Raw genomic sequence first — 22281 nt, forward strand, 5'->3', positions numbered from 1 at the left:
ATTGTTTGCTATAATAAAACATAGATAATTGTAATCTAAGAGGTGAATCAAAATGTATTGGACTCCATTATTTGAAAACGATGTACCAGTAGCACACTTCTGCTCTTAGTGGAGTGAAGGTGACTACATCTCTCCGTTAGGGGCATTGTCGACCTAATCAAAAAAACGGAGGGTACAAAAAATGAAAAATACCTTAATAGGTTCTTTATATTTAATACTAGCTTCAAGTATTTGGGGCGGAATGTACGTTGTTGTTAAAGTTGTAGTATCGGTCATACCTCCACTGGAACTTGTGTGGATGCGATATGTAGTAGCTATTGTTGCACTTCTCATTATCGGCTTTATAACAAAACAAAAATGGCGAATCGAAAAACGTTATTTCTTAATTATCATAGCCATTGGAATCATTGGTAATGCCATTTCAATCGTTGCTCAGGAAACTGGTACTATGCTATCCACAGCACAAATGGGAGCCATTATAACTTCTTCAACACCAGCATTTATGGTTATTTTTGCTCGCTTAATCCTTAAAGAACGGATGACGTTAAGAAAGGGAATCTCCGTTTGTTTAGCGACAATTGGAGTATTTCTCATTGTTGGAATTGGCGATGTGAATATGTCCGGTACACTTGGAGGTATTGCACTTCTTATTGCAGCTTTAACCTGGGCACTCATGTCTGTACTTGTAAAGCTTTTGCCTAGTGATTACTCACAAATTGTAGTAACCACTTATTCTATCTTGGTAGCATTAATTGTGCTGACTCCTTTTGTTTTGCCAAGGTTACACGAAATTAATATCTCTCAACTGACTCACCCGACCATTTGGAGTGGACTCTTGTATTTGGGTATTGTTTCAACAGCAGGTGGATTTCTACTTTGGAATCGTGGATTACAAATGCTTAACGCCTCAAGTGGAGGAATATTTTTCTTTTTTCAACCCGTGGTTGGAACATTACTTGGATGGCTTATACTAGGAGAGAACATAGGTTTAACGTTTTGGATCGGCTCTATCCTAATTCTCACAGGTGTTTTATTCGTTATCAACGAGAAAAAATAGTATTTAGAACCCCTTCAAATTGTATTTGAAGGGGGTTTTGCTTGTTTAACAGCATTAATCATAAATTCGGCTTATTAAACTAAACTGCCCTGTTAGTTTAAGTGAAAATCTTCACAGTTTCTTCCTTCTTACCAATTTTTCTTTAAAAGTGATGTTCAACAATCTGGCCCTTTAATGCAAAAAAGCACAGATCCATACTCTGGAAATACGTTCTTTAATTGAATAACTAATATCTAATTTCACTAAAGTCACCTTTAGTGAATTAGATAATTGATATTTCCTGATTTTACTTCTCATTTAATGTCTTAATAAATCCAATAAACTTATCTATTTGTTAATATTTAAGAAAAATAGAACCCCCATAAACTTGGAAGTTCTATTGGCTTTATTGTCTTATTAAACTAACGCCCCTTTTTGTTGATTAACACTTTAACTTTTAAACTCCATAAAGTGACTTGAATGTGGATAAAGATTCCCTTTTGTAAATCCGATAGAGGAATAAAATTTATCAGCTTGTTCGGTATCTGTATGAAGCACCAAAATTTTATAATATCTTTTTGCTTCTTCAATTATCTTTTTGACCAAAAGGCTTCCTACACCGTTTCTTCTATACTCTTTATCGACATAAAACCTTCTTAACCTACCAATATATTGTTCATTGGAAAATGGGTCTTTATTTAATCCACCAATAGCAACAATTACACCTTCTTCATTAAACACACCAAATAAACCTTCGCCAAAATGGTTAAAAGTATTACTCCCAATTTTATAATCATTTATTAATCTTTCTACAAAACGAAACCCATCTTCTTTGCTTTGCTTGACTAAACTATCCAAATTAAAATTCAACAAATTATTTATATGCTTTACCACATACTTCTCCATTTTTGTCCCCTTCAATTAAGTAATTCTTGTTGAACTATACTGCCTCGTTAGTTGATTAAAGAAATAACTTTTACACAGTAAACTTAGATAATCTAAGTGTATCATACGTTTCCTTGTTTGGAATTAAATTCCATTTCTTTTTTTAATTCCCGGATTAGGAGAAACATTACGGATAAATGGTAAAGCTTATATTTGCCGTGACCCTGAGCTTCTTGAAAGATGCACAGTGAATGGAAAATATCCTTTATTTGGAGTTTTGGTGGAAGTAAAAGAATGCTCTGCCCACTGTGCTAATGCAATTATACGATCTCAGCTGTGGAAATCTGATTCATGGTTAGCGAAAGAAGAACTCCCGTCAGTTCCTAAAATGCTGGTAGCTCACTCAAAAATCCCAAATGTTACTGCTGATCAAGTAGAAAAGGAATTAAATGAAGGATACACCAACCGATTTTATTGAATTTATTTTATGATGCTTTAGGATATTATCAGGTTTAACACTCCCTGTTTTAGGGAGTGTTTTTGTTTGAACTAATCTCTTTGCAGCCAGGTTAATGCCGAATTTTATGTAATTAATTCAAGGAAGCGGAATTTTTTGAAAAGATGATGGACTGTCAATGAGGTCTCTGTCATCGACTGCGCTTCTTGTGCCGATAAATCCGCTGTCGTCTCCGAAGTTTTGGCCGAATCCCTGTGTTTTTTTATCGGCATTGTTCCAGTCTGCCAATAAATTTTGTCCGATGTTGACCGCTGAAGCATTTTCAAAGGAATTAATTTTCAATAAAAAAATATTAATATTAATAGAAGCACCTGTCACGGTAGTCCCCCCTTTTTTCAATTTATATTCAGGGATTTGATTTTTATCACGCAATAAAAGGGCTTAAAGCCTATAAGCCCCTAGAGTGGCTAGGCAAGGAGGCGGCAGCATGGACTTTAATAAGCTGATGCAATGGATGGAGCTCGCCCAGAAATACCAGACGACGGATTTTTGGAATGGTGTTTTTGAACAGACCTCCTTTAACCAATTTATGAAGGAAAATATGGACATGAGTTCCCCGCAGGGTCCCGCGCCTGATGGGGGTGCAGCACCCATGCCGCGCAGTGATTTTCCAGCCGTTGATATTTATGTGACAGACACGGAAGTTATTATCCTTGCCGATCTTGCGGGGTACACGAAGGAGAATATTCAGGTATCTGTTTCCGGGGCAAGGCTTTTGCTGAGAGGAAGCATGAATTCAATGATTGCCGGCCAGGCCTTTTTAAAGGAAAGAACGCAGGATGAATTCCGGAGGATCATCGACTTGCCCGAGCCTGCTGAATCGAACCAAATCACTGCTAAATTCGAACACGGACTTCTTCGTTTAACATATAACAGACAATATATGGAGGAAGAGCGGGTCAATATTGAGTAAGCTCCGGAACAGAAAGCGAGGATGAAACATGCCCTTATTCAGCCAAAAAAAGAACGGAGAAGACACACCAGATTTCGAAACACAAATACGGAGAATCAATACCCTCGAAGTCCATGTAGACCGGTTATTAAAGCTGGAAAACAGGGTATCTCCCCTGCTGATGGGAGCAAAAAAGCCTGCTGAGAAGAAGACTGAAACAGGCGGCATAATTGGCAGTGGGGACCGGGCATTTCAGGAAATGAACAAGAGACTTCAGCGCCTTGAACAATCACCCCGGGAATGGGCCAGTAAACTGAATGCGATCGAGCAGCGGGTAAAAATGGAACAAGCCTCAAGGAATTATGATGAATATCTGAATGAAATGGATGAGCGAATTTTTGCCATGGAAGAGAAAATGATACAGATGCACGGCACCCAGCTAGAAATCCTTTCCCGCCTTGATGAGATGTGCGGGGAACTGGCAGATTATAAAAAGCAGGCTCCCGAAAAAGATAAACAGCAGGTAATCGTCAAAGAGATTAACATTGAAAAGTTTTACCTCGATAAATACGAGCAAAACAATAACTTTGCCCAGCTTGGCATCAAGGAATTAAGCGGAGCACTAAATATCGGGGCAACCTATGGCACTGGAGTGGTTCCTGAAGCGCTCACACAGCAAATGAAGGACGATATGGCTGAGCTTCAGGCAGCAAAGGATGACTTGCCGGACAAGCAGGTGACACCGGAAAATGCAGAGATGAAAGTTGAGGAAGAGTTTTATTCAGAGGTTTCTATTGATGATGAGTCGAGTTAGATGGTATATACGATCTTTTGTTGTTCAGGTTGAGGGCACATTCAATGTTTAATAAGTTTAGTGGTGGCAGATTTTGAAGACAGGCGGAGAAATTCCCGGATTCGAGGGGCAGTTATAACATGGCCAAAGTCAAAAAATGATTCACTCCTAAAGAAAGAGCATGTTTATATATCATGCCCCAAACTTATCTATTTATTTTTTTAATGATGTGTACAGGCATTGAACATTATGTATTAAAAAGCGTTCCCTGCAGTGCTTTTATGTAACGATCTGCTGACTTCTGAACAGCAAGGTCCGCATGCTCTGACACGACTCGGTGAAAAGCATTATAAATACGGTTGAATGGCAGCCCCTTTACTTTATCCGCCATCTCTCTTACTTTACTGGCAGGGAGTGGAATCAGATTAGGATAACTGTACATGAAACTCACCCACTGGCGGTCGGCGGCCACTTGAATAACATCACCTGTTAGCAGAATACCCTTTTTATGGTTTCCTCCTTCCCAGTGTAAAACAGTTCCTCCTTTAAAATGGCCTCCAAGACGATTTATAGTAATACCATTTGTTAATTCCAAAGACTCACCTGACCAAAAAATTATTTTGTTACTTGGGCGTGTTACCCATTCCTTATCGTCTTCATGGATGTATATAGGTGCATTGAATGTCTCAGCCCATTCAACTTGTGCAGAATAATAATGCGGATGAGATAGGGCAATTGCTTGAATTCCACCCAAACCATTAATTTTTTCGATGGTCTTTTCATCTAAATATGTAATACAATCCCATAGCACATTAAAACGTTGATTTTGAATAAGGTAGGCTGTTTGACCAATCGCAAATTCGGGTTTTGTTGTTATACTATATAAATGTTCCTCTTCATGCAAAATGTTGTTTGAATATACCTCACGCATAGCTTCTAATGTTGTCCAAGACTGTCCCGCAGGATTTATGTATTGTCTCTCTTCATTACAAATCAGACAGCTTTTAATTTCTCCCAGATTTTGAAGGTATTGAACACCGCATGTTGTACAAATAGAATATGGCATCGTTTTTTACACCCCTCTTAATAATTGATTGACTAAATCTATTAACAGATAAATTCAAAATAATTGCTTAATTTACCATATCTTGAGTATACAATAAATAAGCCATCCGCCTATTACTAAAATTAAAGAGAAAAATATGTTGAGAGAAAAACTGAAACAGGCGGCAAAGGATGACTTACCGGACAAGCAGGCAGCAACGGAAGATGGGGATTATGAAACTCCTCCTGAAAATCAGCTCTTTTGTTTCCAGAATTATGGATGTCCAAAGCGCCTCTCATTCAAGCGAAATGTCCCCTGATTAGAGCGAAATCCTAATCCATTAGAGCCAAATCCGGCATGATTCGAGCCAAATGCCGAAACACACAAAATTGAGCATTTTTCAACATGCTAAAGATTTGATACCCTCTTTTGGTAAAACACTATTGAACGGGTATTCTATCTTCAAAAATTCCTCCTCTATCACTGTGTTTCACCAAAAATGACTCGCTTTGATCTTAAATTCCTTAAGGAGCTTCAGCCTCTTTATTAACAGGGACAAGATTTGATACTCTCTTCTGGTAAAACACTCTTGAACGAGCATTCTATCTTAAGAAAATCCTCCTCTATCACTGTGTTTCACCATAAATGACTCACTTCCTCTTAAACTCCTTAAGAATCTGGAACTTTTTTATTATCGGGCTAAACATTAGATACTCTTTTCTTGTAAAACACTCTCTAAGAGGGTCAACTCTCTTAAAAACGATTCCTTTCCCAATAGTGAATTTCCATTTATCTGGATAATAAATCAAAATCCCTCTCGATTAGAGCGAAATTACACGTAATTAGAGCCAAATCCCCCATGATTAGAGCCAACCTTCTCCCCCGCTCCTAACCGCAAAAAAACACCTCAAAATTTGAGGTGCATCAATTATGCAACAGATAAGCAATCAAAATATAACGCTGCGGCGCTGATCCTATATAAGAAAATGGGTAGCAGGTGCTGACTGTCAGTGTGGCCCTGGGCTTTGGCACAATTACGGTCCGGTCATTTTTATCTACAATTCTCACCTTCCGCACCTTATAGGTGAACTTGCCGGCAGAGGTTTTTACAGTTAATAAATCGCCGACACCCACTTCGCCAAGTCTGCGGAAAACGGTATCGCGGTGGCCGGAGAGCACTGAATTGTCGTTTTCGCCGGGAAGGACACTTTTCGCGTAATGCCCGACTCCCTTCTTCAGTTCATCCTCGTCAGTTCCGTGGTAAATTGGCAGGCTTGCCTTCAGCTTAGGAATGTACAGTGTGCCCATCTCTTCCCCTTGCTTCGGCCGCACGGGGTAAAGCTCTGGGGGTGCATCCTGTTTCACGGAAGCTGCAGGTGCCGCTGACGGCTTACTCACAGGCTCATCCTTGCTGTCCAGCTTGTATAGAAAATATCCTTTTGCAAACGTATAAGCATTGGTTGAGGTAAAAGCAATCCCTAACACAATCAGCAGCAGCGCAGCAATCAGGAGTCCTTTCTTTTTCATCAAGCAGACCTTCTGTATGTTCTGTAAAGCATGAAGCCAGATAGAATCATGGCTAATCCAAGGATTATGTTAGAAACATAGTTTCCAGCTGTTTTAGGCAGTTTTCCGCCTTTTTCGGTATGCATGACAGCCGATTTTAGCTTCTTCGCTTTCTTAGAAGCTGTTTTCTTAGACTCTGCCTTCTTAGGCTCTGCCTTCACAGCTTCTTTTACTTTAACGGCTGCTGTTGAGACATCTTTCCCGATATCCTTTACTTTTTTTGAATCTACCATATCACCGGTGATAACCAGGTCAGCCAAAAGCTTTCCGGAAAGGTCATAAATATTCACTTTTAAATTGGCATTCGTCAATTCGTCCATATTTAACAATCCCAAAGAGTTAAAGGAGTTTCTTTTCCGCCCTTCACAAGGTGGAAATCTGCCTTCAGCTCAAGCATTGAAAACATTTCATCATAAATGGAAAGGAATTCTTTAACCTGCTGCGGAGAAAGCTGGTCCAATGATTCGAACTGGGCGAACTCTTCCATCCTTGTTCCAAAATCTTCAAACTTCGCAGTTGCTTCAGGAGTAGACAGCTTCTCATCGAGTGCCGCAAAATGCTCGCTAATATTTTGAAGCTCTCCGTCTGTTAAGCCGATTTCATCCTTCATGGACGCAAGAATTTCTTTGAAAAATGCCTCGTCCATTTCGGGGCCATCTTCAGAATCTCCATAAAAGGAAACTGCATCATCCAAGTCGCTGATAAATACATAATCATCGAGACTTTCTCCGTTTTCCTTCAAAAGGGATTTCAGCTCATCCATCGTTAAGTCATAATCGCTCAGTAATCCAGTGAGATTGCTGTAATCAGCGGCAATCGCCTCACCCTGATAATCCTTCAATTCTGCAATATTTTTAAAATCTGCAAGCTCTTCATCATATTGTGACAGAGACATTTCGATATCTTCTTTTGTCACATCAAATCCCCGGACAGCAGACAATTCTTTTAAATAGGCATTCAGGTCTGACTCAAAATTCTGATCTTGTGCGGCAAATGATAGATTTGGCGAGAAAGACAGCGCGATCAAAATGGCCAGCAATAGCAGTGAAAATTTCTTCATTAAGTAACCCCGTTTCTGATTTATCATACGCCTTTGATTATATGACACTAGCATAATTAAGCACAATCGGTTTATTTTGGTAATTTTTAATTAGATAAACATCTGCCTTTTGTAGGCCGTACTGAAATTTAAAATTGGGGATGGAGTTAAATATGGCGGAGCGATTGTTTTCACATAAAAAAAAGCCGTTCACAAAATAGAACGGCGTTTACCCAGCTTATTCTTTTCCCTCTGCACTTGCCTTTAAAAGCGCATTCACACTTTCATTGATTGATTTCCGGATATCTTTGCTCACGTACATGTATGATCGTTCGTTATCCCACGAAATTGCTTTACTCATATATTTACCGTTCGGGAGCTTTTCTACATCTATATCAATGAATTCCTCATTATGAATGAAAAATTGTCTTTTTCTCAATTTATCTCCCCCATATAATTTAAATAAATCCTGTTTATGATGGAATCCCCAACAAATCAGCATTTGTATAATTAATGGTAGCACATATCTCCGCATTTGTTCTGTTTTAAGGTCTAATTAAGATTTAAAAACTCTCTATTTCTGCCTGATCGACACCCTTCAGGCTTTTCATGTCATAATAAATGTCGGTCGTGTACACATCATTAGTCGAAACGACCACGCAGCTTAATGCCACATGTTCCCTCTCTTCCTTGACCTTCACTTTCCTTACTTTCAGGTTCTTGCTTTTAAGTTCTTTCAGTAAATCCGTCAAATTTTGTTCTTTTTGAACCTCAAGCTTGACCCTCACCCTCTTTTCCTTTAAACGCGTAGGCCCAATTTTGTTCAGTACAGGCGGGATGATTTCTACGGCAATCAAAATGAAAATTAGAGCGACAATTGCTTCTTCATAAAATCCGGCCCCAATCGATATCCCAATGCCCCCAGCCACCCAGATAATGGCTGCGGTCGTGATGCCTGATATCACATCATTGTTCCGGTGGAGAATGACGCCTCCTCCCAAGAACCCGATCCCTGAAACAATCTGGGCAGCAAGCCTGAGCGGATCCATCGGCTTGGAATAGGGTTCGCTGTACAGAGCAGCTGAATGGATGCTCACAATGGTGAGCAGGCAGCTTCCCACAGTCAGAACCATGGTCGTTTTGATGCCTGCCGGCTTTTGCTTTAATTCCCTTTCCAAACCGATAATGATGCCGACAATTGCCGCAATGCCAAGCTTGATGACAGTATCGTTATATAAATAAGGCAGCAGCACGTCCTTTAATGTATGCATGTTTTTCCCCCTTTTTCTCTATCTTATATTTTAGCTATTTTTAAAAGGATTGATGCTCACTTAAAAAAATAAGTGCTGCAGAGTGATGAAATGAATGTAAAAGGGGTGATGAAACTACAATGAGTTTGTGCGCCTGAAGCAGAAATCGGGTAAGATTTTCTCAAAAAACTTTCCCAAAAATATATGTATTATGCTATCATTCTTTTCAATCAGCGTTACATACTTACCGAGGAGGTGATTATATGAACGAATATAAAGTTACGGTCAAAAATGGCAGCAGCATAATACTTTCTGAGATTGTGAAAGCTGAGGATGAAAGAGACGTTCTTGGCGCACTCCTCATTAACAGTGAATTATTTAATCAGTCCTTTACCGACATAAAGATATTAGAACGCTGAATGTACGAAAGGGTTTCGCGCCCCTCTTTCATTCACTGCAAGAAACAGCACTTAGTGGTACCAGTGCTGTTTTTTTCTTTAAATAATTTCCTGAAACTTCACTCGATAGAGAAATAGTGTACTTTTGCTTAATTCAATAATGTTCTCTATTTCTATTTCAAAGGGAAGCCCCATATTCGTTCCTTCATATTGCCGGTTTATAGCTTCAACAATTTTCCCGGTGCAAACCTCCTGGACAGAAAAAAGCCTCTCAGCATTTAATTCAACACTGTCTGTCGCACATATGAATTGAGTTTGCGATGTTCTTTTGACACTGATATCATTCATCATTCAATCATCCTTTGTCCGTACATATTTGCTGCAATTATACCTCAAAACATCCTTCATTTGTATGATGATGGAGGACTTTCGGCAGCCTTTTTATTTCTATTTGAACCTGCTCGTCTTTCTTTTCCGTAGACCGTGATGAATAAGCAGCCGATTCCGGCAAAAACGGTATAAATGGTAATCAGCTGTCCATAACTGATCAGGGATGAAATGAAGCCGAAAAGCAGATAACCGGCTGTAGAGCCAATTTGTGTGACATTCATATAAAGCGTTGTTGCTGTACCCGGTGCTTCAGGGATGAAATCCTGAAAATAAGAGATGGCGATTCCTGCTGTAATTGATACTTGGGCTGCGCTTAAAATCTGGAGCGGATAAATCTGCTGGGGTTCTGAGACGAATCCGAAGATCAAAAAATAAAAAAAGGCCAGGAAGTAGCCGACTTTTATTAATACGGAATTATCCATTTTGGTTGCCATCATCCCTACAATGATCATCAAAGGCACTTCAAAAATTGGCGCTACACTAAATATAATTCCAACTTGCATTTCCGTTCCGTGCAAGGTCTTTGTTACAAATTGAGGCACATTCAGCATGTGTATGGAAGATGCCGAGTATAGCAGGAAGGCTGCAGCAAGATTTGCAAGTATATGGGGTCTGCTGACATATTTTTTTACCTTTATGCTTTCTTGATTCGGAACTTCCTGACGGGCAATTTCTTTTAATAGAAAAATAGCTGTTAGTGAACCCAATAAATAACACGCTGCCACAAAAAAGAACAAACCCTTGAAATCCAGCATCATCACAAGCCAGGCTCCAAGCGCCGGACCGCCTATCCATGATAAAGCAAAAAACATCCGGAAAATATTCATGATGAGCGGCGTTTCTTCACTGGGAACTTTAGCAGCAGTCAGGGCATCCCTCGCATATGCCCATAGCTGCGGAACGGTCGCAGCCGCACTGCCAAGCACGAAAAATCCTGTTAAACACAGCGCAAAATAATTACGCAGATAGGCAAAAAGGATATAGCCGGCCGCTCCGGCTAATGACGAATAAATCAATATTCTCCGGCGGCTGAGCGTTGTATCAGACTTCTTTGCTATATAACTGCTGATCACCACACCACCGACCGCCATTATGGTCATAAATATCCCAAATCCAATATTGCTCATCCCTGCTTCATCAATGCCAAATAGGGAAGAAAAAGGGGCAAAAAAAGACATCCCCAATCCATAAATGATATTTAGCAAAAATAAAACCGGCAATCCGGGAATCCTCCAAATATAAAGCAATTTATCTCTCAAACCCGTAATCTTATTTACCATGTGCCGCACTCCTGACTATTTAGCAATTTTTAAATTAGTTAGCCTTCAAGGAATTAATAGTTTCCTTGTATTCATGTGCAAAAAAGGCTTAAATTCCGTCTGATAAGGGAAAAACCGATAGTGAAACATATCTTGGTCTCTTTAGACTAGTAGGAATTATAGGAGAAAACAATTGGCAAATCCTTTTGTATCTTATGCTTGTTTCAATCTTATCATTCTCCTTCCTCAAATGGTTACCTAACGGAAGAAAAATGTTTAGTCCATAGTGCTCAAGAATTCCCTTTTTGCAGGCTTAACTCTTCCTTTTCGCTTTACATATATACTGAAGTGCCGATAGAAGAAATATGAATAAAAAATAAAGTTAATAGAGGAAAAGCAATATATGAAAAAAGGAGAACGCATCATGAAAAATCAAAAAGGAGTTGACATTCAGGGGAGCATCTTTGCGGGTAATGGAGATGTTTTTCCGAGTGAGTTCCTTGAAATGTTCAAAAAGTTCATCCGACAGCAGGGCTGGCAATTCGAAGGAAACGCTATTGCCATTGAAGAAAACGGAGACTTTGTGAAAGAGTATGCAGCTTATCACGGTAAATATATTAAGCTTTATGACTACCTTTTACAAAAAAGAAGATGCTATTCTGTTTTAACACTATCATTTCAGGAGCTGGAAAATATCCTTCAGTTCCAACTTCCGAAATCCGCCTATAAATACGGGGCATGGTGGTCGAATGAATCTAGCGGAACTCATTCTCATGCGTATTCCTGGCTTAACTCCGGATGGAAAACAACCAGAATCATCCTGGGAGAAAGTGTCGACTTTATCAGAAACGAACCAGCCCCTGAATAATAAGGAAACTCCTTTTGACGGTGGCATAAATAAAAAACAGCCAGTGCGCATCGATTGGAATTCGATGTGCACTGGCTGTTTCAATTAATGTCCGCCAAGATAGGCCATTTTAATCTGCTCACTCGAAGTCAATTCTTCGGCATTTCCGGAAAGGACAATGCGGCCTGTTTCCATAACATACGCACGGTCTGCAATGGATAACGCAAGGTTGGCATTTTGTTCTACCAGCAGAATTGTAGTTCCGGCAGCGTTGATTTCCTCAATGATCCGGAAAATAGTTTTTACAAGCAGTGGTGCAAGACCCATTGACGGTTCATCCAGCAGCAGCAATTTTGGTTTGGCCATCAAGGCCCTTCCCATGGCGAGCATCTGCTGTTCCCCGCCGGATAATGTGCCGGCCTGCTGCTTGAGGCGTTCAAGCAGCCGAGGAAATAATTCGTATATTTTATCCATGTCTTCACGGATGCCGCTTTTATCCTTCCTCAGGTAAGCACCCAGCTGCAGATTTTCTTCCACTGTCATATTGGCAAAAACGCGGCGGCCTTCAGGAACATGTGAAATGCCCTGCTTCACGATGGTTTGTGCCGCTTTTCCGCCAATCGAATTGCCTTCATATACGATCTTGCCCTGCTTCGGCTTCAGAAGGCCTGAGATGGTCTTCAATAGCGTACTCTTGCCGGCTCCATTCGCACCAATCAGGGTCACGATTTCACCTTCATGTATTTCCAGGGAAACTCCCTTGATTGCCTGGATGTTTCCGTAATAGACGTTAATATTTTCTGCTTTCAGCATTATGAAACCTCCTCGCCGAGATACGCTTCGATGACTTTTGGATTGTTCCGGATTTCTTCAGGTGTGCCGTTAGCGATCAGCTGTCCGTGATCCAGCACATAAATCCTTTCGCAGACACCCATAACGAGCGGCATATCATGCTCAATCAGCAGAACCGTCAGATTGAACTTTTCACGGATTAGCGCAATCAGTTCCATCAGCTCTTTTGTTTCTTTAGGATTCATACCGGCTGCCGGCTCGTCCAATAAAAGCAGCTTAGGATTGGCTGCAAGGGCCCTCGCAATTTCGAGGCGTCTTTGCTTTCCATATGGGAGGTTTTTGGCTTTTTCATCCTTATATTGATCAAGATCAAAAATCTTAAGGAACTCCAGCGCTTTTTCATCCATATCCTTTTCACCGCCAAAATGTCCTGGCAGGCGAAGGATCGAACTTACAATGGTATGCTTGGCAAGCGAATGATACGCTACCTTTACATTGTCGATCACCGACAGCTCGCTGAACAGGCGGATATTCTGGAAGGTCCGGCTGATGCCTTTTCTGGTAATTTTATAAGGAGGCAGCTTGTTCAGCTTTTCACCATTCAGGGATATGCTTCCTTCTGTCGGAACATAAACCCCTGTCAGCAGATTGAAAAATGTGGTCTTGCCTGCTCCGTTTGGCCCAATCAGGCCAACCAGTTCTCCCGGATACAGCTCTACATTCACATCAGAAACGGCTTTTAACCCGCCAAAACGGATGCCGGCTTGATCTACCTTAAGCAATGGTTTGCTGCTTGCCATCTTTAGGACCTCCTCCGATGTCTTTTCGCTTTTTGAAATATGAAGTCAATTCCCTAGTACCCATTAAGCCCTGCGGACGGTACAGCATCATAATGATCAATACAAGGCTGTAAATGATCATCCTTGTTTCCGGGTAATCCTGCAGGAAGGTGGAAATGATGGTCAATAGAATGGCCGCAATCACTGCACCTGACAAGCTGCCAAGTCCTCCAAGAACAACGAAAATCAGGATATCAAAGGATTTCAGGAATCCAAAGTTTGAAGGCTGGATAATATAGAAATTATGTGCCCATAATGCGCCGGCAATTCCGGCAAAAAAAGAGCCGATGACAAAGGCAATAACCTTATAATAGGTTGTGTTGATCCCCATCGCATCGGCTGCTGTTTCATCTTCACGGACAGATATACAGGCCCGGCCATGAGTGGAGTTCGTGAAGTTTCGGATCACGATGATGGTCACAAGCACACATCCGAATACCCATGGCCATGTGGTGTAATGGGCAACCTGCATGCCGCTTGCTCCGCCAATGTAATCAATGTTCAAAAAGATAATCCGGACGATTTCCCCAAACCCGAGTGTCGCGATTGCCAGGTAATCTCCTTTAAGCCGCAAGCTCGGAATTCCAATGATCATTCCGGCAAGCGCTGCTACAAGCCCGCCAATAATCAGTGCTGCAAAAAACGGCATTTCAAGCTTCATGCTTATAACCGCAGATCCGTAAGCACCAACTGCAAGAAAACCTGCATGTCCAATTGAAAATTGTCCGGTAATGCCTATGATCAAATGAAGGCTGACTGCTAAAATAATATTGATTCCCATAAATACCAGCATATTGACGTAAAAGGGATTAAGTGAGCCTCCGTTAATCATGATCTGGACGACCCCGAAAAATACAGCCGATAGCAATATTGAGAGCCAAAAACCTTTTGTCTGCTTCAGTTTAGTCATCGCTTTGTCTCCCTTACACTTTTTCTCTTTTATTTTTTCCGAATAAGCCCTGAGGAAGGAATATCAAAATCAGAATCAGGACCACAAAGGCCACTCCGTCCCTCCATAGAGAATATCCTGCAGCGCTTACCAGCGACTCGATTACCCCAAGCAAAAGCCCGCCGACCATTGCTCCGGGAATAATCCCGATTCCGCCAAGAACGGCGGCAACGAATGCTTTCAAGCCTGGAAGAATGCCCATCAATGGCTCGATCTTGCTGTAGTATGTACCAAAGATTACACCAGCAGCTCCTGCTAGTGCTGAGCCGATTGCAAATGTGGCAGAAATCGTATTGTTCACATTGATCCCCATCAGCTTTGCAGCTTCTGCATCAAAGGAAACTGCACGCATTGCTTTACCGATTTTCGTTTTATGTACAACGAACTGCAGAATGATCATAAGTACCACGGAAACCACAAAAATCATAATCGACTGGCTGTTTACAGATACACCGAACAGATTGATTTTATCCTGAGGCAAAAAGTTGCTTGGATATGCTTCAGGCTGTGCGCCCCGAATATAAATGACACCATATTCAATTAATAGGGAAACGCCGATAGCCGTGATTAAAGCAGCAATTCTTGTGGCATTCCTCAGCGGTTTATAGGCGATTCTTTCAATGATCACCCCAAAGGCCGCACATACAATCATCGTTAATAACAAAGCAGGAAAAAAGGATAAGTGCAGAAATTTAATCGAATAAAAACCGACAAACGATCCGACCATGAAAACATCTCCATGTGCGAAATTAATCAGTTTCACGATTCCATAAACCATTGTGTAGCCGAGAGCGATCAGAGCATATATGCTGCCAAGAGAAATACCGTTAATAATCTGCTGTATCAGTTCCATAGTTCGCCTCTCCTCAACCATTCTGTTTAAATTTCGAATAGGGGGACTATGCCCCCTATCCTCTTTTAATTTAGCATTAGCAACTGGGCCCCCAGGATGGGGGTCGCAAAGACGTTGCCGCAGGCGGCGGCGTTCTAGTCTTTGTTCCTTTGAACAGGCGCTTCCGCTTTATATTTAATCCAGCTCCAGCGCCTAGCCTCTCGAGGTCATAAGTCACGCAAGAATTGAAGGCAAAGAGCGCCTTCTATTCTTGCGCGCCTTATGCTTGACGGGGGCCCCCAGGATGGGGGTCACAAAGACGTTGCCGCAGGACGCGGCGTTCTTAGTCTTTGGTCCTCTGAACAGGCACTTCCGCTTTTTACCTAATCCAGCTCCAGCGCCTAGCCTCTCGAGGTCATAAGTCACGCAAGAATTGAAGGCAAAGAGCGCCTTCTATTCTTACGCGCCTTATGCTTGTCGAGGCTGAACAGGCGCTTCCGCTTTATATTATGGGTTTACCTTTGTTTCATATGTTTGTTTGCCGTCGACGTATTTCAGGATAACGGCTGATTTGATTGGGTTGTGTTCTTTGTCCAGGGTAAGCTTTCCGGATACAAGGGAAAGATCCTTAGTTTCTTCAAGCGCTTTTTTGATTTTTTCAGGGCTGGCATCTTTGGAGCGTTTGATGGCATCTGCAAGGAAGTATGCTGTGTCATAGCCAAGCGCTGCGAATGCATCTGGGTCCTCGTTATATTTTTTGTGGTACGCAGAAACGAATTTTTGAACCTTTTCGTCCTTGTCGCCTGCAGAATAGTGATTAGTGATGAACGTGTTTTTCAAAGGATCAGCACCGGCAATTTCCGTAAGTTTAGGAGAATCCCAGCCGTCTCCGCCCATGAATGGCACTTCAATTCCAGCCTGGCGGGCCTGCTTCAGAATCAGGCCGACTTCTTCATAGTAGCCTGGAAGGAAGATGAATTCAGGCTTCTTGGCTTTAAGGCGTGTAAGTGTGGCACGGAAATCTGTATCCTTCGCCTGGTAAGCTTCTTCACCTACGATAGTGCCGCCTTTTTCCGTGAATGCTTTTTTGAATGCAGCAGCAAGTCCTTTAGAATAGTCACTTGCACTGTCAATGTAAATGGCTGCCGTCTTGACTTTCAGAGTATCGATGGCATAGTTTGCAGCAACAGTTCCCTGGAATGGATCGATAAAGCATGTCCTGAATACATAATCATTTACCTTTCCGCCTTTAGAAGTAATATCCGGGTTTGTTCCTGTTGGTGTGATTAGCGGTACTTTATTGGTATCTGCAATCTGGACCTGTGCCAGCGTGTTCGTGCTTGTAGCAGCGCCAATGACTGCAGCAACCTTATCCTGGCTGACGAGTTTGATCGAGCCGTTAGTTGCTTCTGCAGCTTCTGATTTGTTATCCACTGCGACCAGCTTCAGCTTTTTGCCGTTTATTTTCTTTTTGTTAATTTCTTCGAACGCAAGCTTTACCCCTTTGTTTACGGATTGGCCGTATGAAGCAACCCCGCCTGAGAGCTCAAGGTTTCCGCCAATCTTAATGGTATCTCCCCCGCCTGAACCGCCTGTAGTGGCAGCTCCGCATCCGGACAGCACGCCTGCCGCCAGTGAAAATGATAATACCATTCCTGCAAGCTTTTTCTTTTTCATCTAAAAACCCCCTTAGTAATAGTTCCTATGTACTACCTGAAAAAAGTTAAAACATAATAGCGTGAATAAAAATAATATTCTGAAAATATTTTATCTCATAAATACGAATTCGTCTAGATACTATTTTTCATGTTAAAAAAAGCGAACGTTTGCACAGTCCGCATGAGCTTAGAAGAAAAACTATTCTGTCCAAATGGTTACCCTTTTGCTTGTTATACAAAGGATTGTCGTGTTTCATGGATTTTGCCAAGAGGGAGCGGATAAGCTTAATACTTCCAGGTGAAGAAATAGTAGCGTGGAGATGTTATTTTAAAAGAATAAAAAAGAAACTGATCCCTTTAGGAAACAGTTTCAAAATTTCTAGTAATTTTTAATCATTCACACGGGAAATCGGGATATCTTTTAAGATTTCGCGCATGACCCAGCTAGCGGCAATCAGTCCGGCAACAGACGGAACGAACGCATTTGAGGAAGGCGGCATTTGTGCTTTGCGGATTTTTGCCGCATCGTTGCCGACTTCTTTCCGTACTTCTTCTTTGATGACGATAGGGCTTTCGTCAGAGAAAATGACTGGAATCCCCTTTTTGATGCCTTCCTTGCGCAGCCTTGTGCGGATTACCTTGGCAATCGGGTCGGTGTGTGTTTTGGAGATATCTGCAATCTGGAATCTTGTCGGATCCATCTTGTTGGCAGCTCCCATGCTTGAGATCATCGGGATGTTGCGCTTAAGGCATTCCTTCATTAAATGGAGCTTATACATGATCGTATCAGAAGCATCCACTACATAATCAAGGCCATAGCTGAAAAATTCTTCGTATGTTTCTTCTGTATAAAACATTTTCAGTGAAATGACTTCACAATCCGGATTGATATCTTTGATTCGTTCCTTCATTAAATCTGCCTTTGGCTGTCCGACAGTTGAAAGCAGGGCAATGACCTGGCGATTGACGTTTGTGATATCTACATCATCTTTGTCCACCAAAATCAAGCGTCCAACGCCGGAACGTGCCAGCGCCTCCGCAGCAAATGAACCTACTCCGCCGATGCCAAGAACGGCAACCGTTGTATTTTTTACAGTCTCAAGACCATCTTTTCCTATAGCTAACTCATTACGCGAAAATTGATGCAGCATAGTCAGTTCAACTCCATATAATTGTCTTAAACTTTATAATTCCCATAGATGAATATATCATAAACCTCGCTAAAAACAAGCAAATCCCTCGGAATTAAATGGGCGGGCAGGATGGGGGTTTCTTTGGGTTTGGTTACTCTTTTTTTGAAAAGCTTTTTTCGTAAACTTTGCTGCTATGGAACAAGGTGGTTGATTTCCGCTTCAGGATGCTCGCTTTCCGCGGGGCGTGCGGTGAGCCTCCTCGACGCTCACGTCTGCGGGGTCTCACCTGTCACGCTGATCCCGCTGGAGTCTCGCACCTTACACTCCAATCAACCCGATTTAACAATGGGATCGCCTTACAGAACTCATTAAAAAACAACAATCTTTAAAAAGAGAGCTTTTTGAAAAAAGTCATGTGGCTCCAATCCAATCCCATTTGATTTCGCTCTAATCAAGGGATATTTCTCTCAAATAGAGTGAAATTTGGAACCGTCATTTACTTTAATTGGAAATTAACCAAGTGAAAACCTCAAATTTACTTCCATCCATCAATGGTAGATCTCCTTATAACGTGTGTTTTTCTAAAAAAGCGTATTAAATGTTTGTCCAGAGTTTAAAACCAGCCTAGTTTCTTACAGAATTCAACTTCCATGCGACTTCTTTTCGAAAAAATCCGGTGAGCTAGGATACCAACTCTATGATATTGAGAAAAATTAAGAGGTACTGCGTTTCAGCCACTCTTCAAATGTCATCATTTCAAAATCTTCTTCTGTATCTAATCGTATTGGAGTTATCAGTTCAATTGAGTTTCCATCTGGATCATCAAAGTAGATGGCAGCATGTGCTTGAGGATTATTAGGCAATACAAGCGGCTGGCGATGTTCATCAAAACCAAAAGCTGTACGAATTGCTATCCCTTTTTCATTTAGCCATTGTTTTGCATGTAAAATATCCGCTTTATCTACATTAAATGCTATGTGGCGTAATGAAGGATGATAAGGCACCTGTACCCGTTCAGTTTCCCACAATCCCAGCCAGCTCTCCCCTTTTGCAATCCAGAAAAATACTAACTTTTCTTGCTTATAGGCAATTTCCAATCCTAACTTTTTGTAAAATGAAATCGATACTTCTAAATTACTTACTGGCAAATGTGCTTCATATAACCCTTTTATCAACAAAAACACCTCTTTATCTCAGTATTAGTTGAAGAATAGAACTTTTACGTATTTTACGACAAGATCTTGAACCCATAAAAATGCCATCCAGCTTGCCACTCCTAAACCAATTGATGTAAATAAATGAATGGAATTTTGTAAAGCTAGATAAACAGTTACTAACAAAACAGCAGTTGCGGGAAATCCCCAAAGCACTCCTAGTGCAAACTTGCTTAATGTTGATGTTTCTTCTCCTTGAACATACAGCCATATAATGCTAAGTAAGCTGACAAGTGGAAGAGCAGCTATTATTCCTCCATACGAAGGAAACCTTCTTGAAATCTCCGTAACAACACTGATAACGATTGCTGAAGCAATTATTTTTGTTATTACATACATTGTTTTGCCCGCTCACTTAAAATTTTCAAGGCTTGTTCTACTATATTCACTTCATTTTGATCTAGTTGTTTCAAAACATCCTCCAATTTTTCTTCATCTAAACTTGTATTTCTATGTAATACTTCTTTACCAGCATCCGTTAAAAAAAGAATTACTTTTCTTTCATCAAGAGGATCTCTTTCCTTTATTAAATAGTTCTTCTCAATCACTCTTTTAACATGTTCCGAGGCAGTATTATGAGAAACTTGTATGTATGAAGCTACTTCATTTACCCCTATCTCTTTCTGTTTATCTACAAGCTGAAGAATCCGGATCACTTGATGGGAGATTTTTTCTTTATGGGGATAATGTAAATGAAAATATATGTCTGTCCAATATTGGTTTAAGAGTGAAACTTTACTGTTCATTAATACCTCTCCTTTTATATCTTATAATATGATTATATCGTAACATAAGATATAAAATAAAGACTTGGTTCAATAAATTCCTTTTCGAATAACCGCTAATTTCTCTGCTTAAACACAAAAAACCCCCGCACATTCCAGCAAAGGTTTGGTTTAGACAATATAAAGGCAAGAGTCCCGATTATGCCGTTTACGCCTTCGTTTTGAACCCGCTCTCCGCAGGTGGGTGCTCGGTTCTGGGCTTCTGTAAGTCCTCCTCGAGGGAAGGCTTTTACGCAGCCTGGAAACTAGGGGCTCCCGTAACTATAAGTGTTCGGTCAAAACTTATAGGTTAAAGAACGTACACATCAGGACTCTTGCTATTGAATGTATCTTATCATATTGTCAGACTATTTTTCAAGAGATATGTTATAGGACCTTATTCATGTTTTTTTGGTGCTATGCTAAGGGAAAGTTCCTTCAGCTGGCTGTCGCTTACACTGCTTGGAGCCGCTGTTAACAGGTCGCTTGCACTTGCAGTTTTCGGGAATGCAATGGTGTCGCGCAGGTTACTGCGGCCTGCAAGCAGCATGACAAGGCGATCCAGACCAAGCGCAATTCCTCCGTGCGGCGGTGTGCCGTATTCAAAGGCCTCCATCAGGAATCCGAATTGTTCATTTGCTTCTTCAGCAGAGAAACCTAGTACCTCGAACATTTTTTCCTGAATGCCGCGTTCGAATATACGAAGTGACCCTCCGCCAAGCTCGTAGCCATTTAAAACTAGGTCATAGGCTTGTGCGCGGACGCTTGCAGGATCGCTTTCAAGCTTATCCAGGTCTTCACGGAATGGCATTGTGAATGGATGGTGAGCTGCAAAATAACGGCCCATTTCATCGTCATATTCAAGAAGCGGCCAGTCTGTCACCCACAGGAAATTGAACAGGCTTGAGTCAATTAATCCTCTTTCTTTTCCTATTTTAATGCGCAGCGCTCCAAGGGCATCTGCCACAATGCTTTTCTTGTCTGCTACAAACAGCAGAAGGTCGCCGTCTTCGGCTTCAGTGGAGGCAAGAAGTGCTTTTTGTGCTTCTTCGTCAAAGAATTTAGCGATTGGCCCTTTTACAGCGCCCTCTTCAGCTTTAAGCCATGCAAGGCCCTTTGCTCCGTAAACAGCAGCGAATTCGCCAAGAGCATCGATATCTTTGCGGGAATAAGCGGAACCTCCGCCTTTCACATTAATGGCTTTAACCTGTCCGCCATTTGCCACTGCACCAGAGAATACCTTAAATCCGCTGTCTTTTACAAGCTCGGAAAGCTCAATCAATTCCATGGCAAAGCGTGTGTCTGGTTTATCCGATCCATAGCGGCTCATTGCTTCATCATACGTCATTCTTGGGAAAGGAAGGGTTACATCAAGTCCTTTTACTTCGGTCATGACTTTCGCCATCATGTTTTCCGTCATCTTAATGATGTCTTCCTGGCTCAGGAAGCTTGTTTCAATATCGATCTGCGTAAATTCAGGCTGTCTGTCTGCACGCAAATCTTCATCACGGAAACAGCGGGCAATTTGGTAGTATCTTTCTACGCCTGCGACCATCAGCATTTGCTTGAATAGCTGAGGAGACTGCGGCAAGGCGTAAAATTCGCCTTCGTGCACACGGCTTGGCACCAAATAGTCACGCGCGCCTTCTGGAGTGCTTTTCGTCAAGATTGGCGTTTCAATATCAAGGAAGCCTTCGCTGTCCAGATATTCGCGGACTGCTTTCGTTGTCTGGTGGCGCATTTTCAATGTCTCGAACATGGCCGGACGGCGCAGATCCAGGTAACGGTATTTCAGGCGAAGATCCTCAGATACTTCTGTTTTGTCCCCAATTGTAAATGGAGGAGTTTTTGCTTCATTAATAATGCTCACAGAATCAGCAGAAACCTCGATTTTACCAGTGGCGATATTGCTGTTGATGTTGCTTTCGCTCCTTGCAAGCACGGTGCCTGTAATATCAAGCACATATTCAGTACGGATCTTTTCAGCCGTTTCCAGCGCTTCCTTTGAAGCATCCGGATTGAAAACAACCTGGACGATTCCTGAACGGTCTCTAAGATCGATGAAAATCAATCCGCCAAGGTCTCTTCTTTTTTGTACCCAGCCTTTTAATGTAACCTTTTCACCTATTGCTTGTTCAGTGACTTCACCACAGAAATACGATCTCCCAAACATTTCGTTTCCT

24 protein-coding genes, 1 other RNA gene and 1 pseudogene are annotated in these 22281 nt (G+C 41.5%); 6 read left to right on the forward strand and 20 right to left on the reverse strand.

Going from position 1 to position 22281, the window contains the following annotated elements:
* The first annotated feature begins 181 nt into the window (after positions 1 to 181).
* Positions 182 to 1057 (forward strand): DMT family transporter, encoded by an 876-nt coding sequence (locus ACN6MY_RS20040; RefSeq protein WP_419881743.1) that lies wholly within the window; start codon positions 182 to 184, stop codon positions 1055 to 1057.
* A gap of 429 nt (positions 1058 to 1486) precedes the next feature.
* On the opposite strand, the gene ACN6MY_RS20045 is transcribed toward ACN6MY_RS20040, so the two are convergent.
* Positions 1487 to 1942, reverse strand: a complete 456-nt coding sequence (locus ACN6MY_RS20045; RefSeq protein WP_419881744.1) for a GNAT family N-acetyltransferase — start codon at positions 1940 to 1942, stop codon at positions 1487 to 1489.
* 226 nt (positions 1943 to 2168) lie between these two features.
* Here ACN6MY_RS20045 and ACN6MY_RS20050 point away from each other — a divergent pair, with 226 nt between their 5' ends.
* Positions 2169 to 2399 (forward strand): phosphatidylinositol alpha-mannosyltransferase, encoded by a 231-nt coding sequence (locus ACN6MY_RS20050; RefSeq protein ID WP_419881745.1) that lies wholly within the window; start codon positions 2169 to 2171, stop codon positions 2397 to 2399.
* Between the two features lie 117 nt (positions 2400 to 2516).
* Here ACN6MY_RS20050 and ACN6MY_RS20055 read toward each other — a convergent pair whose 3' ends face one another.
* Positions 2517 to 2756 carry a hypothetical protein gene (locus ACN6MY_RS20055; RefSeq protein ID WP_419881746.1) on the reverse strand — a complete coding sequence of 80 codons (240 nt, stop codon included), beginning with the start codon at positions 2754 to 2756 and terminating at the stop codon, positions 2517 to 2519.
* 109 nt (positions 2757 to 2865) lie between these two features.
* Here ACN6MY_RS20055 and ACN6MY_RS20060 point away from each other — a divergent pair, with 109 nt between their 5' ends.
* Positions 2866 to 3351, forward strand: coding sequence for an Hsp20/alpha crystallin family protein (locus ACN6MY_RS20060; RefSeq protein WP_419881747.1), 486 nt, complete (start codon positions 2866 to 2868; stop codon positions 3349 to 3351).
* 28 nt (positions 3352 to 3379) lie between these two features.
* Positions 3380 to 4144: a hypothetical protein gene (locus ACN6MY_RS20065; protein ID WP_419881748.1), complete on the forward strand. Its 765-nt coding sequence runs from the start codon at positions 3380 to 3382 to the stop codon at positions 4142 to 4144.
* Between the two features lie 226 nt (positions 4145 to 4370).
* Here ACN6MY_RS20065 and ACN6MY_RS20070 read toward each other — a convergent pair whose 3' ends face one another.
* The 5 genes and pseudogenes from ACN6MY_RS20070 to ACN6MY_RS20090 all read right to left on the reverse strand — a co-directional run bounded on the left by ACN6MY_RS20070 (position 4371) and on the right by ACN6MY_RS20090 (position 9044).
* A complete protein-coding gene (locus ACN6MY_RS20070) occupies positions 4371 to 5189 on the reverse strand; it encodes an MBL fold metallo-hydrolase (RefSeq protein ID WP_419881749.1) in 819 nt (272 codons plus the stop codon).
* Positions 5190 to 6092: 903 nt separating this feature from the next.
* Positions 6093 to 6695 (reverse strand): class D sortase, encoded by a 603-nt coding sequence (locus ACN6MY_RS20075; protein WP_419881750.1) that lies wholly within the window; start codon positions 6693 to 6695, stop codon positions 6093 to 6095.
* Positions 6695 to 7848 (reverse strand): annotated as a pseudogene (locus tag ACN6MY_RS20080) (processed acidic surface protein). The gene ACN6MY_RS20075 and the pseudogene ACN6MY_RS20080 overlap by 1 nt, the downstream one beginning before the upstream one ends.
* Before the next feature lie 163 nt (positions 7849 to 8011).
* Positions 8012 to 8212, reverse strand: coding sequence for a hypothetical protein (locus ACN6MY_RS20085; protein ID WP_419881751.1), 201 nt, complete (start codon positions 8210 to 8212; stop codon positions 8012 to 8014).
* Positions 8213 to 8336: 124 nt separating this feature from the next.
* Entirely contained in the window at positions 8337 to 9044 is a 708-nt protein-coding gene (locus ACN6MY_RS20090) for an MgtC/SapB family protein (RefSeq protein WP_419881752.1), read from the reverse strand.
* A gap of 242 nt (positions 9045 to 9286) precedes the next feature.
* Here ACN6MY_RS20090 and ACN6MY_RS20095 point away from each other — a divergent pair, with 242 nt between their 5' ends.
* Complete coding sequence (locus ACN6MY_RS20095; protein WP_170846174.1) at positions 9287 to 9442, forward strand: hypothetical protein; 156 nt, start codon at positions 9287 to 9289, stop codon at positions 9440 to 9442.
* A 78-nt stretch (positions 9443 to 9520) separates the two neighbouring features.
* On the opposite strand, the gene ACN6MY_RS20100 is transcribed toward ACN6MY_RS20095, so the two are convergent.
* Both ACN6MY_RS20100 and ACN6MY_RS20105 read right to left on the reverse strand, forming a co-directional pair.
* Positions 9521 to 9772: a hypothetical protein gene (locus tag ACN6MY_RS20100; protein WP_419881753.1), complete on the reverse strand. Its 252-nt coding sequence runs from the start codon at positions 9770 to 9772 to the stop codon at positions 9521 to 9523.
* A gap of 53 nt (positions 9773 to 9825) precedes the next feature.
* Positions 9826 to 11091 carry a sugar efflux transporter gene (locus ACN6MY_RS20105; protein ID WP_419881754.1) on the reverse strand — a complete coding sequence of 422 codons (1266 nt, stop codon included), beginning with the start codon at positions 11089 to 11091 and terminating at the stop codon, positions 9826 to 9828.
* A gap of 403 nt (positions 11092 to 11494) precedes the next feature.
* Here ACN6MY_RS20105 and ACN6MY_RS20110 point away from each other — a divergent pair, with 403 nt between their 5' ends.
* Entirely contained in the window at positions 11495 to 11938 is a 444-nt protein-coding gene (locus tag ACN6MY_RS20110) for a DUF7662 domain-containing protein (protein WP_419881755.1), read from the forward strand.
* 84 nt (positions 11939 to 12022) lie between these two features.
* On the opposite strand, the gene ACN6MY_RS20115 is transcribed toward ACN6MY_RS20110, so the two are convergent.
* The 11 genes from ACN6MY_RS20115 to aspS form a co-directional block, all read right to left on the reverse strand.
* Positions 12023 to 12730, reverse strand: a complete 708-nt coding sequence (locus ACN6MY_RS20115) for an ABC transporter ATP-binding protein (protein ID WP_071352463.1) — start codon at positions 12728 to 12730, stop codon at positions 12023 to 12025.
* Positions 12730 to 13509 (reverse strand): ABC transporter ATP-binding protein, encoded by a 780-nt coding sequence (locus tag ACN6MY_RS20120; RefSeq protein ID WP_419881756.1) that lies wholly within the window; start codon positions 13507 to 13509, stop codon positions 12730 to 12732. Before ACN6MY_RS20120 ends, ACN6MY_RS20115 begins: the two co-directional genes overlap by 1 nt.
* Positions 13484 to 14458 carry a branched-chain amino acid ABC transporter permease gene (locus ACN6MY_RS20125; protein ID WP_419881757.1) on the reverse strand — a complete coding sequence of 325 codons (975 nt, stop codon included), beginning with the start codon at positions 14456 to 14458 and terminating at the stop codon, positions 13484 to 13486. The genes ACN6MY_RS20120 and ACN6MY_RS20125 overlap by 26 nt, the downstream gene beginning before the upstream one ends.
* Positions 14459 to 14471: 13 nt before the next feature.
* Positions 14472 to 15350 carry a branched-chain amino acid ABC transporter permease gene (locus ACN6MY_RS20130; protein WP_071352466.1) on the reverse strand — a complete coding sequence of 293 codons (879 nt, stop codon included), beginning with the start codon at positions 15348 to 15350 and terminating at the stop codon, positions 14472 to 14474.
* Positions 15351 to 15836: 486 nt separating this feature from the next.
* Positions 15837 to 17006, reverse strand: coding sequence for an ABC transporter substrate-binding protein (locus ACN6MY_RS20135; RefSeq protein WP_419881758.1), 1170 nt, complete (start codon positions 17004 to 17006; stop codon positions 15837 to 15839).
* Positions 17007 to 17376: 370 nt separating this feature from the next.
* The gene (locus ACN6MY_RS20140; protein WP_071350007.1) at positions 17377 to 18138 is read right to left on the reverse strand and encodes a tRNA threonylcarbamoyladenosine dehydratase; all 762 of its coding nucleotides are present in this window, start codon (positions 18136 to 18138) and stop codon (positions 17377 to 17379) included.
* A gap of 695 nt (positions 18139 to 18833) precedes the next feature.
* On the reverse strand, positions 18834 to 19295 hold the full coding sequence (locus ACN6MY_RS20145) for a VOC family protein (protein WP_419881759.1): 462 nt from the start codon (positions 19293 to 19295) through the stop codon (positions 18834 to 18836).
* A 24-nt stretch (positions 19296 to 19319) separates the two neighbouring features.
* Positions 19320 to 19673, reverse strand: a complete 354-nt coding sequence (locus tag ACN6MY_RS20150; RefSeq protein WP_419881760.1) for a DUF3147 family protein — start codon at positions 19671 to 19673, stop codon at positions 19320 to 19322.
* Positions 19664 to 20080: a MarR family winged helix-turn-helix transcriptional regulator gene (locus ACN6MY_RS20155; RefSeq protein ID WP_419881761.1), complete on the reverse strand. Its 417-nt coding sequence runs from the start codon at positions 20078 to 20080 to the stop codon at positions 19664 to 19666. The genes ACN6MY_RS20150 and ACN6MY_RS20155 overlap by 10 nt, the downstream gene beginning before the upstream one ends.
* Before the next feature lie 167 nt (positions 20081 to 20247).
* Positions 20248 to 20434, reverse strand: a non-coding RNA gene (gene ssrS / locus ACN6MY_RS20160) — 6S RNA.
* A 61-nt stretch (positions 20435 to 20495) separates the two neighbouring features.
* Positions 20496 to 22271 (reverse strand): aspartate--tRNA ligase, encoded by a 1776-nt coding sequence (gene aspS, locus ACN6MY_RS20165; RefSeq protein WP_419881762.1) that lies wholly within the window; start codon positions 22269 to 22271, stop codon positions 20496 to 20498.
* Positions 22272 to 22281 lie beyond the last annotated feature (10 nt).

The sequence above is a fragment of the Peribacillus sp. B-H-3 genome (assembly GCF_048572925.1).
GTDB lineage: Bacteria > Bacillota > Bacilli > Bacillales > DSM-1321 > Peribacillus.